Below are 15,195 nucleotides of genomic sequence, written 5' to 3'. Positions count from 1 at the left end.
TTGACACACTAAACAACCCTACCTAAGACTTTCATAGCAAAAGCTGCGGGATTGCCTTCATTTTAGGCACTTATTCATAACAATTTCGCCCCTATTGAACGTTATTAGTGCACAATTAGCATTAATTTTGTCTTCCTTGATGATTTATAAAAGCACGAAGCCAATGAAATTTGTTTGGCCATTAGCTATGAGTCTGCTACTGTTTATCCTTTTTGCCCCTGCTACTGCAGAGGCTCAGGGAAAAGCTATTAGTCTGGACAACCCTTCTTTTGAAGATATGCCCCGCCACAGTATGACACCCCGTTACTGGAGCAACTGTGGATCTCCCGACGAATCACCTCCAGATATCCAACCCGAACTCACTTTCCAAGTTAGCAAACCCGCTTATGCTGGTGCTACCTACTTGGGTATGGTTGTGCGGGATAACGATACCTGGGAAGCGGTGGGGCAATTACTGAGCGAGCCGCTCCAACTTGGAGACTGTTATTCTTTCAGTATCAAACTGGCTCGCTCCTTGTCGTACTACAGTGTAAGCCGAGAGAAGAATGTACCCGCCAATTATATCAAACCCGTAAAACTGCGGATTTGGGGTGGCTTCGGTACTTGTGACAAACGCGAATTGCTGGATGAGTCTCCGCTGGTGAGTAATCCAGACTGGAAAGAATTCGAGTTTAAATTCGAACCAGGAGCTAGTTATACCCACATTGTACTTGAAGCGTTTTACCAGACGCCTTCCCTCTTCCCTTACAATGGCAACCTGCTTCTCGACGATGCTTCGATGATTGAGCCGCTTCCCTGTTCGCAGGAAATAGCAGAAGGCCCTCAGGATCCTGAACCAACCAACCAACCCCTGGCCAGTGTGACCCCCAGGTCGCCCGATCCAGTGGTTACGCGAGTTGTAACAGAGCCTAAAAATACTCCCACCAACAACCAGGAGGCTTCCAGTACGAGCCTGGCAGGGGTGAAACGTTCAGAAATGACGGCTGGAAAGACGATTACCCTCGACGATATTCAGTTTGAGGCTGATAGCTCCAGGATTATTCCTGCCTCCTTGCCTGCACTCGAAGAATTGCGCAACTTCCTGGCCAACAATAGCGATGTTATCATCGAAGTGGGTGGCCATACCAATGGTTGGGCCGATGCCCGCTATGCTGAAACGCTTTCTACGGCACGGGCAAAATCAGTGGCAGATTATCTGGTAAGGAAAGGCATACCACGCAGTCGGGTGCGCTACAAAGGCTACGGTAAAGAAGTACCTATTGATACCAATGAAACGGCTGCGGGACGAAAACGCAACCAACGGGTAGAGATAAAAATTCTGGATGTGCGCTGATGACTACTGTTGGTAGTCTTTTCCAGCACCATGAGAAAGCAGCACCAAAGGCCTGGTCAGGAATTGATTCTTGACCGGGCCTTTTAACAAATAATTCTTCGATTTGGATAAATGCATCATTTTCAACAAAGCCATAGGGGCGGGATTTTTTGCCTTTATTCTGGCCACTAGTTGCTGTTGGTTGCCCGCACTGATTGTCGTATTGGGAGGTGCCAGCAGCTTATTGGCATTCTCTGATGCCTTAAACTCCGCCAGTGGCCCCTTGATGGTAGTGGGAGCAACCAGCTTGATAATTGGTATTTATCAAATTTATAAGCGAAAGAACATGGATACAGCAATTAATTTGGAATCGACCATTACCTGTCCTACATGTGGCCACCGCAAAGAGGAGACCATGCCTACTGACGCCTGTCAGTTCTTTTATCAATGTGACAACTGCCAAACGGTACTTAAGCCCAAACCCGGTGATTGTTGTGTCTACTGCTCCTACGGAACCGTCCCTTGTCCGCCTATACAGACAGGAGAAAAAGGGGATTGCTGCGCAAATTAGTGGCGAAAAACGCCGTGCCTCCGTGGCAAGGAAAATAGCCACCAAAGCACAAAAACACTAAATCGCACAAAAAATATTCCGTATTATTTAGTGCCTTCGTGTCTTTGTGGCTAAAAAAACGCTGGGTCACCCTCAAACCCCAAACTTTCCAGGTCTTTCCAAAAATCGGGATAAGATTTTGCTACCACATCAGGTTCCGCAATGGCTACCGGGGCATACATTGCTAAAGGGGCAAAAGCCATGGCCATGCGATGATCTTCATAGGTCGCAAAAGTGGGGGCTTCCGTCCATGCTGCTTTGCCTTCGAGCATGAAATATTCTTTTTGGGAATTTTTGGAGAACCTTGCCGGTAAAGGGCTAAAAAAGGAATTGACCTTGCTCAGCTCATTTTTCAGGGCTGCAATACGATCTGTTTCTTTGATCCTCAGCGTTTCCAACCCCGTAAACAAACCTTGCGTTCCTAGCCCAGCACAAGTCACCGCCAGGGTTTGCGCTATATCTGGGCAGGAGATAAAATCGTATTCGAAAAGAGGCGGAGCTGCCGTACCCGCGGCCTTGGTCAGCCGTAGGCCTGTCTCATTAAATTCCGTCGCCACTCCAAAGGCCTTATACATTTCTTGTAAAACAGCATCACCTTGGAAGCTATCTGCAAATAAACCATGCAACTGTAACTCACAACTATCGCTCAAAGCAGCCAGACTATAGTAATAACTCGCCGCTGACCAATCTGCTTCAACGGTAAAGTCATTGGCTTGGTAAGCCTGAGGAGCGACTCGAATAACATTGCCCTCCCAAGTGTGCTGCACGCCGAAGTGCCTCATCAAACCTAGCGTCATTTCGATATAAGGACGCGAGACGATCTTGCCTTCCAATTCCAGCCTTATCCCCTGTGGCAATGTTGGTCCCAATAGAAGTAACGCCGTAATGTACTGGCTGCTGGTGCTTGCGGGAATACGCAACTGCGCATCTTCACCAAACCCTGCTTGATGACCAATGCGTAAAGGGGGATAACCTTCCGCTTCTACATATGCTATCTGAGCACCAAGTGATCGTAAGGCTTCCACCAAAACACCGATAGGCCGCTGCTTCATCCGTTCTGAGCCCGTCAGGATTTGAGTACCAGGCCTACTGGCGAGAAAAGCCGTCAGGAAGCGAAAAGTGGTTCCCGCTGCGCCTACATCCAGCAATTCCTCCTCGCTCGTCAGCAAAGCCTGAAGGGTTATGGTATCCTTGGCATTCGCCAGGCGTTTGATCTCAAATGGGCCTGTACAAAGCGCCTGGATAATTAAAGCCCGATTACTAATACTCTTAGAACCAGCCAATTGAACTTCACCCTTTAGGTGCCGGTCCGGCTTGGAGATATGTAGAACGTCCATAGTTGGATATTAAATAGAGGAAAGCCGCAATAATAGTAGCTTTCTCTTTTGCCTGAGAAAATAACAAGAGAAAATTATTGGTTTTCTTACAAAATGTAAGGATTACCAAGCTACTCCTCTTCCCGGTTACCCTCTCGCCACAACCGCTGGCGTTCGCTTTCCTTCTCGTAGGCCCTGATGATTTCTTTTACCAGACGGTGCCGTACCACATCATCAGCCGTTAACCGTACCAATCCTATACCATCAATCCGCGTAAGGAGATCAATGGCTTGGCGCAAACCTGACTTTTGGCTAAAAGGCAGATCGACCTGCGACAAGTCTCCGGTGATGATACACTTGGCCGATGGGCCCAAGCGGGTAAGAAACATCTTGATCTGGGCCGTTGAACAGTTTTGTGCTTCATCCAGAATGATAAAGGCATTGTCCAGCGTTCGTCCACGCATATAAGCCAAAGGAGCAATCTCAATCACCCGGGTTTCCATGAACTTCGTCAATGTTTCAGGCGGGATCATGTCATCCAACGCATCGTATAATGGACGCAGGTAAGGGTCAATTTTTTCCTTCAAATCACCTGGCAAGAAACCCAGGCTCTCCCCAGCTTCTACAGCAGGGCGAGTGAGGATGATTTTCTTGACCGCCTTGTTTTTTAATGCTTTAACGGCCAGTGCAACGGCGGTGTAGGTTTTACCCGTTCCCGCAGGGCCAACCGCAAAAACCACGTCATTGATCTCCGCACAATCGACCAGAATCTGCTGATTGATCGTTTTGGCCTTGATGGGTTTACCGGTACGCCCGTGCAAGATCGTTTTAGTGCCTTTACCACTGCCAAGTTTGCTGTCGAAAGGATTTTCTCCTTTCAATAAATCTTTGACGGTCTGTTCGGTAAGTTCGTGATGCTCTTTGAGGAGGCGAACCATGAGTTCGATACGACTCTTGGCTTTTTGCGTGAATTTCTTTTCTCCTTTGATCTTAACGTTGCTGCCCCGGCTGGTGATCGTTACTTCAGGGATAGCATCGCGTACTAAGGCTAGATTAATATTTTTTTGACCAAAAAGGGCCAGTGGATCTACTCCATCCACTTGCAGGATAATTTCGCTCAAGTAGTTGTATTCTATATTTAACGAAAACGGAAGAGGGTCTTTTATGACCATTCCATGTTTAATGGTAATGAAACGAATGAGCCTAGTAAAAGGTTCCGATGGCGCTTCGCACAAAACAAATTTAGCAAAATCAAGCTTAAGTATATGTGAAGTTTTTCTTTGCTAAGCATTTTCTTGATTTAAGGGTCGGCAAGAAACAACTTTCCCTTTAAGCAGTGGGCGCGCAGCAGTCCGCATCAGGCTACGAACTTCTAGCGAAAGTCCAGCTTAAACCGTATTTTGACCCTCCAAAACAGTAAGGAATGAAGGCGCACAAAATTTTCAATGATCCTGTTTACGGTTTTATTCAGGTTCCTTACGGGACTTTGTTTGATCTTGTAGAACATCCTTTTTTTCAGCGATTGCGCCGTATCAAGCAACTCAGTCTTACGCATTATGTTTATCCCGGAGCGCTACACACCCGCTTTCACCACGCGCTAGGTGCGCTGCACTTGATGCGCCAAACCATTGCCACCCTTAGAGCTAAAGACATTGTGATCAGCCCGGAGGAATCCGAAGCCGTACAGATTGCCATTTTGTTGCATGACATTGGCCACGGCCCTTTTTCGCATACCCTGGAACACACGTTGATTAAAGTGCATCACGAAGAGCTGTCCTTACTTTTCATGGAGAAGCTCAATGAGGAGTTTAATGGTGAGTTGGCTTTAGCCATGGAGATTTTTAAAGGAAGTTATCACCAACCATTCCTGGCACAGCTCGTTTCCAGCCAACTGGACATGGACCGAATGGATTACCTCAACCGCGACAGCTACTTTACGGGGGTTAGTGAGGGCGTCATTGGTTATCACCGGATCATCAAGATGCTCACGGTTCACGAAGGAGAACTGGTTGTAGAAGAAAAAGGCATTTACTCCATTGAGCGTTTCCTTACGGCCCGCCGCCTGATGTACTGGCAAGTCTATTTGCACAAAACGGTACTGGCTGCCGAGCTGATGCTTATCAAGATCATGGAACGCGCCAAGGAGCTGATTCGCACGGGGCACAAGCTTCCAGCGCCCTCCGTACTTTGCTACTTCCTGGAGCACCGCGACCTTTCCAGTGCTGATTTCTACGCCAAGCGTGACGAACTCCTACAAGTTTTTTCCCGACTCGACGATACCGACATTGCGGCGGCCGTAAAGGAATGGCAGGATAATCCAGACCCTACCCTATCGTTTTTGGCCCGTGGTTTGGCCAACCGGCGGCTTTTCCGTCTGGAGTTCAGCTACGAACCTTTTACCAAAGAATACGTAGACAATATCCGCAAAAGGGTCAGCGAGACGCCAGGACTCCCTCCTGCAGCTGGCGAACAACTTGTCATTGAGGGCAAAGAGACCAATGCTGCCTATTCCGCTTCTCACGACGAGATCCGTATCCTGATGAAGTCGGGGAAGGTTTTGCCCATGTCCGAATTGTCCGACAGTACCGTTTCCCCCAGGATGTTTACCAAATATTACCTCTGCTACCCCAAAATCTAGATGATCCCAGAACTATCCAAGGCTTCTTAGTGTTCCATTCCTCTATAAGTTTTAGGCTGATATTGTAAATCACCCCACTAAACCGCCGAAAGAGCTAAAGCCGTCAGGATCTTCGCTCTTGACGGAAAAAATATGATCAAAAACGAAAACCTCCTTATTCTCCTGCTAGCGGCCCTACAGTTTACCCACATTGTAGATTTTATGATCATGATGCCTTTGGGCAAACAGTTCATGGACTTGTACGATATCAATCCACAGCAATTTAGCCTGCTTGTCTCCGCTTATGCTTTTGCAGCATTTGCTGCGGGCTTATCAGGTGCCATGTTCATTGATCGTTTTGATCGACGGCACGCATTGCTGGTTGTTTATTTAGGATTTACCATAGGCACACTGGCTTGTGCTTTTGCTCCTAGTTACGGTATTTTCCTTACGGCCCGCGCCTTTACGGGTGCTTTTGGAGGCACCTTGGGGGCGCTTATCCTTGCGGTCATTGGTGACATCGTCCCTTTTCAGCGGAGGGGAGCAGCGATTGGCAAGATCATGATTTCCTTTTCTGCTGCTTCTATTGCGGGGGTTCCTACCGGTATTTATTTAGCTGATTTGTACGGTACCAGTGCGCCGTTTTTGGTTGTTGGGGTACTTTCTTGTGTCTTTTTAGTCCTTTCCTTTTTTGTGATCCCTCCCTTGCGACATCATTTTCAACAAAAGGATGGTGTCACGGTAAATACCAGTCCTCGAGAGATTATCCGGCTCGTCAGCTCCGACCCTAATCAGCTTCGTGCGCTGCTTTTCAGCTTGGTACTGATGCTGGGGCATTTTACCATCATTCCTTTTATCGCGCCTTACATGCAGCTCAATATTGGGTTTACCTCCAGGGAAGTAGCATTGCTTTATGCCATTGGTGGTGCAGTAACTGTCGTTTGTTTACCACTATTTGGCCGCTTGGCCGATCGGTTCGGGCATATCCTCATCTTTACGCTGGCCAGTATTGTGGCCCTCTTTTCTATTTTTGCCATCACTAACCTTCCTCCAGTCATTTTGCCTCTGGCACTCCTGACGACCGCTAGTTTTTTCCTCGTCGCCAGTGGGCGCAATGTTCCAGCTACCACCCTGGTCACCTCCGTGGTGAAGCCCGAAAACCGTGGTAGTTTTATGAGTATTCGGGCATCCATCAACGAGGCTGGCTTAGCCCTAAGCTCTTTTATTGCGGGAATGATTGTCATTGAAAACCCGGATGGGAGTCTGGGGCATTACCAGTACGCCGGATATTTTGCCATCGTGATGTCGGTGGTTGCGATAGTGCTGGCGCGTAAGTTGAAGACGGTGTCTTAAAAGGAATATCTCCCTATCTTCGCCCTCATGAGTACTTTTCAGCAAAAAATGCAAGCTGCACTTGATGACCGACAAGTACAAGGCTTACTCCGTCAGCTACCAGCGCCCATTGGGGAACGGATAGATTTTTGTTCCAATGACTATCTAGGATATGCTCGTACTTTGAGGGTGGCTTCTCCTACCAGTGGCGGTGCAACAGGCTCACGACTGATCAGCGGAAACACGGCCTTGGCAGAAGCTTTGGAGCAACAGATTGCAGCCTTCCATGATGGGGAAGCTGCACTGCTTTTCCCTTCGGGCTACGCTGCCAATATTGGGCTTTTGCCTGCGGTGGCCGGGCGTGGTGATACCATCATCTATGACAAACTATTGCACGCCTCCCTCAGGGATGGTATTCGCCTGAGTCGGGCTAAAGCAATGGGGTTTGCGCATAATGACCTGACGGACTTGGTAAAAAAGTTACGAAGTGCCGAAGGGCAAGTTTTCGTCGTCGTAGAAAGCGTCTATTCTATGGATGGCGACCAGGCACCACTGGCAGAAATGGTTGCTATTTGTCAGCAACACGAGGCCCTGCTCATTGTGGATGAAGCACACGGAACAGGCGTAATTGGCAAAAAAGGAGAAGGGCTGGTGAGTGCACTCGGCTTGGCAGATCAAGTTTGGGCCCGGGTTCATACTTTTGGCAAAGCAATTGGTAGTCATGGTGCCGTGGTTGTTGGCAGCTCGCTTTTAAAAAGTTACCTCCTCAATTTTGCGCGCTCTTTCATTTATGCAACAGCGCTGCCTCATCATACTTTGCTTAGTATCCAGGCGGCCTATGAGGCGCTCACTAAAGGTGTAGAGATAAAGCTTTTGCAAGAACGAATACGGTATTTCCTGACCAACTGCCCCACAACTTTACGCACCTCACTGATTCCAAGTACCACCCCTATTCAAGCAGTTATTTGCCCCGGCAATACACAGGTAATGCAACTGGCAGCTCACCTCCAAGAAAATAATTTTGCCATCCTTCCCATCCGCTACCCTACTGTCCCTCAAGGAGAAGAACGCCTCCGCATTTGTCTACACAGTTTTAACACGAACGAAGAGATCGATAAGTTGTTAGATGTACTGGCTGCTAGTGATTTTGTGTGAAAAAGTAATGACGTGGAAGAGGCTTTAGGTTTTGTTTCCACGCATGGCAGGAGGTGTTCGTTCCGAAGTGTCGGAACTCACGGTGGTGCTCTCTAGCGTTCGCGGTAGTGCTCGCTAAAGCTCGCGCGTAGCGCGGCTACCGCCGACGCAGTCGGCACCGCCGCGATTCCAATTTATCGGAAGAGCATCCCGACCTTTCGTCGGGACAAGCGCAGCGCAGCACAACCTACCGAAAGTAGCAACCGAATCAACAGCAGACTTCAACTAATTCAACTAAGCTAGCAAACCAAAAAACATGCACCCCAAAAAATTCTTCGTCAGCGGCATCAGCACGGAAGTAGGCAAAACCGTTTGTTCCGCTATTTTAGTCAAAGCCCTGGACGCGGACTACTGGAAGCCCGTTCAATCAGGCGATCTGCATCAGACCGACAGCATGAAAGTAGCAGCCTGGAATGGTCTTTCTCTCCCCCACCCTCGCTTTCATCCAGAGACGCACCGCCTGACTGAGCCCATGTCGCCCCACGCTTCCGCCGCCATTGATGGTGTGCATATTAAACGGAGCGACTTTCAAATTCCTACCACCGATAAGACACTGATTGTTGAAGGAGCTGGTGGCTTGATGGTTCCGCTCAATGAAGAAGATACCCTCCTGGATTTGATGCGCGATTTACAAATACCCGTCATTCTGGTTTCCCGCAACTATCTCGGCAGCATCAACCATACCTTACTCAGTATCGCACAGCTGCGGCAGGCAGGAGTTCCTATTGCTGGTATTGTTTTCAATGGTCCATCTACCCCCAGTACCGAAAGTGTCATTTTGAAGATGACCAAAGTGCCCCTTCTATTTCATATTCCCGAGCTGAGTGAGCTATCTTTGCCCGCGATTGAGGAATTGGCGCATTTCATCAAGCCCCAGCTCACCGAAGCCCTTATGCGTTAGTATTTTCACCCCGTACAAAGTATTTTAAAATGTCTACCCTTACCCAACGTGATAAACAAGTCATCTGGCACCCCTACACCCAGGAAAAAACAGCAGCTCCTCCCCTGCCCATCGTCCGTGGTGAAGGGCCTTATCTTATTGATGAAAACGAAAAACGCTACCTTGATGCCGTTGCCTCGTGGTGGGTCAATCTCCATGGGCATAGTCATCCCTATATTGCGGAGAAAGTCCACGCCCAGCTACTCACGCTGGAACACGTTATTTTTGCGGGTTTCACGCATCCTCCGGCAGTAAGGCTGGCCGAGCGTTTGCTTACACACCTACCCGATCAGCAAGCACGTATTTTTTATTCCGACAATGGTTCTACTGCCGTAGAAATCGGGATAAAAATGGCGCGGCAATACTTCTACAATCAGGGCAAAAAACGCAGTAAACTGGTCGCTTTTACGGAAGCTTTCCACGGAGAGACCTTTGGCGCGATGGCCGCTAGTGGCGACCATGATTTCAACCGGGCCTTTCATGATGACCTTTTTGAAGTTTGGCGAATTCCTGCCCCTGTGGACAAGCAGCGTACCAAGGAAGCACTCACACAACTGGAGCATCATCTCCAAACCGGTGAGGTCTACGCCTTCCTCTTTGAACCCCTCATCTTGGGAGCCGGCGGTATGCTGATGTATACACCTGAAGTACTCGATCAGCTCATTGCCCTTTGTCACCATTACGATGTACTTTGTATCGCCGACGAGGTGATGACGGGCTTTGGGCGCACTGGCACCACCTTTGCCAGCAACCAACTACAGGAACAGCCCGACATCATGGCCATGTCTAAAGGACTGACCGGCGGTACCCTACCACTAGCCATTACCACTTGTAGTGAAAAAATATTTGCCGCATTCTGGTCGGAAGACAAACTAAAAGCCTTTTTTCATGGCCACAGCTATACCGCCAACCCGGTAGGTTGTGCCGCCGCATTGGCCAGCCTCGACTTACTAGAACGTGCATCAACGCAAGCGTCAATTCAAAGGATTGTTAAGCAACATGCTGCTTTCCGAGCCAAAATAATAACGCACCCAGCCTTGTGCAGGGTACAGCAAACGGGAACGATTATTGCTATGGAATTTGCTACCCCCGAAGGCACTTCCTATTTCAACAACCTCCGTGACAAATTGTATTACTTCTTTTTAGAGCGCGGTATTCTGTTACGCCCTTTGGGCAATGTCATCTACATTTTACCGCCATATTGCATGACCGAAGAGCAACTGGAAGAAGTTTATCTGGCGATTGAGGAAAGTTTAGAAATGATACCAACCATAGCTACTACAGCGTGAACCCATCGAAAAGAATAAGCATCGTGGGTTGGGGCAGTGCTTCTGCTTTGGGGCACAATGCTGAAGATATCTGGCAAGCCTATTCGCTACCCAATACCGCTATCAATCATCATGAAGGCGATTGGGTGGCTCGTTTACCGTCTAGCACCGAAGCACGCCTTCAGGCCTTGAGCCAACAAGAAAAAGGGTACCAGCGCTTAGATCGTTCGGTACTTTTGGCCATGCTGGCTGGAGAACAAGCCTTAAAGCAATCCGGTTGGGCCCAACAGAAGATCGAATGCGGGCTTTACCTGGGTTCTTCCAGAGGAGCAACGGGTAGCTGGGAAGCTTATTTTCAGCAATTTCTAGATCAAAAAGAACGATTATCTCCCCAAAGTTCGCCCCTTACTACAGCGGGTAACTTGGCCACCCACACAGCTCAACATTTGGGCCTTTACGGATTTACTTCCGACAACTCTATTACTTGTAGTACGGCATTGCACGCCCTTGCCAATGCAGTGGTATGGCTAGAATCAGGGCGTTACAAGCACTTTCTGGCGGGAGGTACCGAGGCGCCACTAACGCCTTTCACCCTTGCCCAAATGAACGCCCTGAAAATATATGCTCAATTATCAGATACGCCCTACCCGAGTCGTTCCCTTGACTTAAACAAAACCGACAACACCATGGTACTCGGGGAAGGCAGTGCGCTCTTTGCGCTGGAAGCAGACGCAACCAATCCCTTGGCACAAATAGCGGGCCTGGGGTATGCTCGAGAAGATACTGCCACCCTTACAGCGGTCTCTAAAAATGGCCTGGCCCTGCAAAAAGCTATGCGTCAGGCATTAAGCGAAACTAAACTCAAAACAGTTGATGTCGTCATTTGCCATAGTCCCGGCACCCGCTTGGGAGATCTGAGCGAATGGCGGGCAATTCGTAGCGTATTTGGGGAAAATATGCCATCTTTGACCTCCAATAAATGGAAGTTGGGCCACACGCTGGGTGCCTCGGGAGGGCTTAGTCTGGAACTGGCACTTCTCCTTTTGGAGCACCAAACTTTCGTACCTATCCCCTATCTTACACCGACCACGCCTCCGAAAAACATTCGTAGCATTATGGTCAACGCCCTGGGCTTTGGTGGCAATGCCATCAGCCTGATCATCACAAAACCATAGCGAAAAAGACTTTAGCATGAGCGCAACAAAGCATTGGACACTCGAAGAAATATTAGCTGTTTACAATTCTCCTCTTCTGGAATTGGTTTACCGGGCAGCTACCGTACACCGTGAGCACCACAACCCACGGGAAGTACAGATCAGCACCCTGCTTTCTATCAAAACCGGCGGCTGCCCCGAAGATTGTGGCTACTGCCCACAAGCAGCTCGTTACCATACCGATATAGCGACCAACGACCTGATGTCTGTAGAACAGGTTACGCAAGCGGCCATCCGTGCCCAAGCCAGCGGAGCCTCTCGTTTGTGTATGGGAGCAGCTTGGCGCAATGTCAAAGACAATGAGGAGTTTGAGCACGTACTGGAATTGGTGCGTACCGTCAACAAGCTCGATATGGAAGTGTGCTGCACGCTCGGCATGCTCACCGAAAACCAGGCTAAACGCCTTGAAAACGCTGGCCTATATGCCTACAACCACAACCTCGACACCTCGGAGGAATATTATAAAGAAGTGATCTCTACCCGTGGTTATGAAGATCGCTTGAAGACCTTGGATAATGTTAGAAAAACCAATATCACGGTTTGCTCCGGAGGCATTGTAGGCATGGGCGAAAAAGTAGAAGACCGCTGCGGAATGCTGCTCACCCTTTCTCAATTGAATCCTCAACCGGAGTCAGTACCCATTAATGCACTGGTAGCAGTAGAGGGAACACCGCTGGAAGAGCAACAACCCGTTTCGATTTGGGAGATGGTCCGCATGGTCGCCACTACCCGCATCGTAATGCCTCGTGCCACCGTACGCCTCTCTGCAGGCCGCACCGAGATGTCTACCGAAGGGCAGGCACTCTGCTTCATGGCTGGTGCAGGTTCTATTTTTGCTGGAGACAAACTCCTTACCACCCCTAATCCAGACCTGCACTCAGACCTGGATATGTTTGATCTACTAGGTCTCCAACCTACTCCCGCCTACAGCAAGCACGAAAAAAGAGAACCCGTCATCGAAACGGAAAAACCAGAGGCAGAACGTCAAATCAAATGGTCACGCCCGGGGCATAAGATCGAAGCCAATGTAGCTTACGCGAAGAAAAAGTAAGTGCTCGTTCCGGTTTCTCGGATCTCGTATGGTACGCTTACGATTTCATCGGAATCGCGGTTATGTTCGTTCCGAAGTGTCGGAACTCACGGGGGTGCTCTCCCGATGCTCGGGATCGCGTTTGTGCTCGCTGCGCTCGTGGTTTTTTGTTGGTGAGCGCACTAGGTGAGCGAAAGAAACATCAGCCGATTTTATCGAATCTTCGCGGTTATGCTCACTCAAGTCCGTGAGCGCTAGCGAACACCGCCGCGATCCCGAGCATGGGGATCGCACCCCGCGAGTGAAATGAGCACACATCGCAAACGCAGTGAGCACCTACACCTAAAAAGGTAAGATTCTACCATCATCCGGTATCTACACCAAAGCATCTTTTCATTTCGAATAAAACGCTTTGGTTTGAAATCAACAACTACCTCTTCTCGGTTGCGTTTCTGTTTCGTGCTTCTGCTTTTGCTGAGTGGGGCAACAGACACGGTATTGACAGCACAAGCACAAGGCAATAGTGTTTTTGTAAATGCTGCCGGAGGAGACTGTTGTTTTCAGTTTGGGTATACCTATCATCTTCCCCAAAACATCACCAGTATTGAAACCAAGTTAGTCGATACAGATCTTACTTTTTCCGGTATTGACTACCCTCTAGGCAGTGGTTGGCAACAAACAGTGCTTCAACAACAAAAAAGGCTACGGTGGACCTGGCAAGGCGGCGAGCTCCCCTCCGGTGAGCAAACTCTTTTCGACTTTTGCTTAGCAGGGTGGAATACATCCGATAGTATTTCGCTGGCAATCGTCTGGCGTAGTGGCAATAACGTGGTACAACGCGACACCCTGCAACTCGCCTGCGGAGCCTGTTGGCAAACCACCGACTACACCATTGAATGCCTGCCGGATAGCAGCTACCGATATGTTTTCACCTTTACCAACGAAAGTCCTTTTGCCGTCGATCAAATCCTCGTTCGGGAACCTTCAGGGCAAGACCTCATCGTAGAAGAAACACTTTTGCTTAACAGTAGTCTGCCACCTGGAAGTAACCAATCCGGCTTGGAACTACACTTCCGTGCTGATGCCGCAGAGCTAGACGACATTTGCTTTTCCCTAAGCTCCAAGCGGCTAATTGGGGGGAATATTGCCGTAGAGTGCTGCACCGCAGCTTACTGCTTTCCCCTACCAGTGTGCGACCGATGTTGTACGGCTTACGAAGACTTTGTCACGGATGTCGGCCAAGGTTTTTCGCTGTCCCTAAATTGCGAAAATGCACAAGTTCGATTACAGGCTAATGCCCTCAATGAGTGTGACCAAGTCACCTATACCCTCACCAATCTGGGTGCCGGAATAGTAGATGGCAATGAGGCGATCACCTTTGGTGGCCTCGTCGAAAATACCGAATATGAGGTCTGCATGACGGCCACCCGCCGCGATCGCAGTGGCGAAAACTGTTACGAGACAGCCAGCCTCACCACTTGTGAATCGTTTTATTTTGACTGTAACCAATGTATCCATCCCGACCAGATCAATTGGGAAGACAGCTGCCCCAACTTCGTCAATCTCGTCTGCGGCTGCGATGGTATGACCTACCTCAATGCCTGCGCCGCCCTCAGTTGGTCAGGGATACAAGAATGGACCAATGGCCCCTGTAGTGAACCTCCGATAGACAGTATCCATTTGCTGGCCGAACTAAACAATGACCTTCAGGTGCCACTTTCCTGGAACAACGTAGGCATGACCGACTATCGCTATTACCTGGTTCAGCGACGTGTATCCAACGGTCCCTGGCTGAGCCTCGCTGAAGTCAGTAACGCCACCTTTGCCTATTTAGACAGTGCGCCACTACTACCCAATGTGGTCTACCGTATCGTAGGTGTCACTTGGCCAGGCAAAGTAGTGATCAGCAATCTCGGAGTAATAGGCCTCGTAGGTACCCAAGCTGCTCTTGATGACGATAGAGGTAAGGTTTGGCCCAATCCTGCAGGCGATTATCTCCATATATCTCTTGGCCACCCCACATCAATCACCCTTCAGTTGTGGACACCGCAGGGGCAGCTTTTACAGCAATTCAACACGGACACCAACGGCTATTTTCAACTCATTACCAACCATTTACCCGCAGGCTGCTACTTGCTGACCGGTAATATTGCTGGCCATTCGTGGCGAAAAGGGGTCGTCATTCTCCATTGAGAGGCTTTAATTCCGATTTGGGGCTATAGCGGCTCCGCTTGACCATTGCGCTACTGCTTGTTTTGCTCATAGTACTTGCTGCGCAGCGCACTACCGGCTCGATGAAAAATCGGGACTTATCCTTGGTTGCTCCGCACCCTGCGCTCAGGCCTGTAGGCCTGCGCACCAA

Annotated in this window: 12 protein-coding genes; 10 read left to right on the top strand and 2 right to left on the bottom strand. The window is 49.3% G+C overall.

The features are described 5' to 3' along the window. Positions 1-163: 163 nt before the first annotated feature. Together AB0L18_RS16510 and AB0L18_RS16505 are read left to right on the top strand one after the other, a co-directional pair. Positions 164-1,333, top strand: a complete 1,170-nt coding sequence (locus AB0L18_RS16510; RefSeq protein ID WP_367388407.1) for an OmpA family protein — start codon at positions 164-166, stop codon at positions 1,331-1,333. A 325-nt stretch (positions 1,334-1,658) separates the two neighbouring features. Next, positions 1,659-1,883, top strand: a complete 225-nt coding sequence (locus AB0L18_RS16505) for a GDCCVxC domain-containing (seleno)protein (protein ID WP_367393161.1) — start codon at positions 1,659-1,661, stop codon at positions 1,881-1,883. A 110-nt stretch (positions 1,884-1,993) separates the two neighbouring features. On the opposite strand, the gene AB0L18_RS16500 is transcribed toward AB0L18_RS16505, so the two are convergent. Both AB0L18_RS16500 and AB0L18_RS16495 read right to left on the bottom strand, forming a co-directional pair. Next, entirely contained in the window at positions 1,994-3,259 is a 1,266-nt protein-coding gene (locus AB0L18_RS16500) for a 3-phosphoshikimate 1-carboxyvinyltransferase (protein WP_367388406.1), read from the bottom strand. A 110-nt stretch (positions 3,260-3,369) separates the two neighbouring features. Further along, positions 3,370-4,359 carry a PhoH family protein gene (locus AB0L18_RS16495; protein ID WP_367388405.1) on the bottom strand — a complete coding sequence of 330 codons (990 nt, stop codon included), beginning with the start codon at positions 4,357-4,359 and terminating at the stop codon, positions 3,370-3,372. A 302-nt stretch (positions 4,360-4,661) separates the two neighbouring features. On the opposite strand from AB0L18_RS16495, the gene AB0L18_RS16490 reads away from it, so the two are divergent. From AB0L18_RS16490 to AB0L18_RS16455, 8 genes are all read left to right on the top strand, one after another. Next, the gene (locus AB0L18_RS16490) at positions 4,662-5,876 is read left to right on the top strand and encodes an HD domain-containing protein (protein WP_367388404.1); all 1,215 of its coding nucleotides are present in this window, start codon (positions 4,662-4,664) and stop codon (positions 5,874-5,876) included. Between the two features lie 132 nt (positions 5,877-6,008). Then, positions 6,009-7,208 (top strand): MFS transporter, encoded by a 1,200-nt coding sequence (locus AB0L18_RS16485; RefSeq protein WP_367388403.1) that lies wholly within the window; start codon positions 6,009-6,011, stop codon positions 7,206-7,208. A gap of 48 nt (positions 7,209-7,256) precedes the next feature. Continuing rightward, entirely contained in the window at positions 7,257-8,342 is a 1,086-nt protein-coding gene (locus AB0L18_RS16480) for an aminotransferase class I/II-fold pyridoxal phosphate-dependent enzyme (protein ID WP_367388402.1), read from the top strand. 295 nt (positions 8,343-8,637) lie between these two features. Next, positions 8,638-9,282, top strand: coding sequence for a dethiobiotin synthase (gene bioD, locus AB0L18_RS16475; RefSeq protein ID WP_367388401.1), 645 nt, complete (start codon positions 8,638-8,640; stop codon positions 9,280-9,282). A gap of 29 nt (positions 9,283-9,311) precedes the next feature. Beyond that, positions 9,312-10,610, top strand: a complete 1,299-nt coding sequence (bioA, locus tag AB0L18_RS16470; protein ID WP_367388400.1) for an adenosylmethionine--8-amino-7-oxononanoate transaminase — start codon at positions 9,312-9,314, stop codon at positions 10,608-10,610. After that, positions 10,607-11,764 carry a beta-ketoacyl synthase N-terminal-like domain-containing protein gene (locus AB0L18_RS16465; protein WP_367388399.1) on the top strand — a complete coding sequence of 386 codons (1,158 nt, stop codon included), beginning with the start codon at positions 10,607-10,609 and terminating at the stop codon, positions 11,762-11,764. Before bioA ends, AB0L18_RS16465 begins: the two co-directional genes overlap by 4 nt. A gap of 16 nt (positions 11,765-11,780) precedes the next feature. Then, positions 11,781-12,854: a biotin synthase BioB gene (gene bioB / locus AB0L18_RS16460; RefSeq protein WP_367388398.1), complete on the top strand. Its 1,074-nt coding sequence runs from the start codon at positions 11,781-11,783 to the stop codon at positions 12,852-12,854. A 396-nt stretch (positions 12,855-13,250) separates the two neighbouring features. Next, complete coding sequence (locus tag AB0L18_RS16455) at positions 13,251-15,026, top strand: T9SS type A sorting domain-containing protein (protein WP_367388397.1); 1,776 nt, start codon at positions 13,251-13,253, stop codon at positions 15,024-15,026. The last annotated feature ends 169 nt before the right edge of the window (positions 15,027-15,195 follow it).

This window comes from Lewinella sp. LCG006, assembly GCF_040784935.1.
In the GTDB taxonomy this organism is placed as follows: domain Bacteria; phylum Bacteroidota; class Bacteroidia; order Chitinophagales; family Saprospiraceae; genus Lewinella.
The sequence above is the reverse complement of the archived record's forward strand: the minus strand, read 5'-3'. Positions and strand labels throughout refer to the sequence as shown.

Coding starts and splice junctions, on each gene's coding strand:
- AB0L18_RS16510 (WP_367388407.1), top strand. CDS start 164: ATGAAATTTGTTTGGCCATTAGCTATGAGTCTGCTACTGTTTATCCTT.
- AB0L18_RS16505 (WP_367393161.1), top strand. CDS start 1,659: ATGGATACAGCAATTAATTTGGAATCGACCATTACCTGTCCTACATGT.
- AB0L18_RS16500 (WP_367388406.1), bottom strand. CDS start 3,259: ATGGACGTTCTACATATCTCCAAGCCGGACCGGCACCTAAAGGGTGAA.
- AB0L18_RS16490 (WP_367388404.1), top strand. CDS start 4,662: ATGAAGGCGCACAAAATTTTCAATGATCCTGTTTACGGTTTTATTCAG.
- AB0L18_RS16485 (WP_367388403.1), top strand. CDS start 6,009: ATGATCAAAAACGAAAACCTCCTTATTCTCCTGCTAGCGGCCCTACAG.
- AB0L18_RS16480 (WP_367388402.1), top strand. CDS start 7,257: ATGCAAGCTGCACTTGATGACCGACAAGTACAAGGCTTACTCCGTCAG.
- bioD (WP_367388401.1), top strand. CDS start 8,638: ATGCACCCCAAAAAATTCTTCGTCAGCGGCATCAGCACGGAAGTAGGC.
- bioA (WP_367388400.1), top strand. CDS start 9,312: ATGTCTACCCTTACCCAACGTGATAAACAAGTCATCTGGCACCCCTAC.
- bioB (WP_367388398.1), top strand. CDS start 11,781: ATGAGCGCAACAAAGCATTGGACACTCGAAGAAATATTAGCTGTTTAC.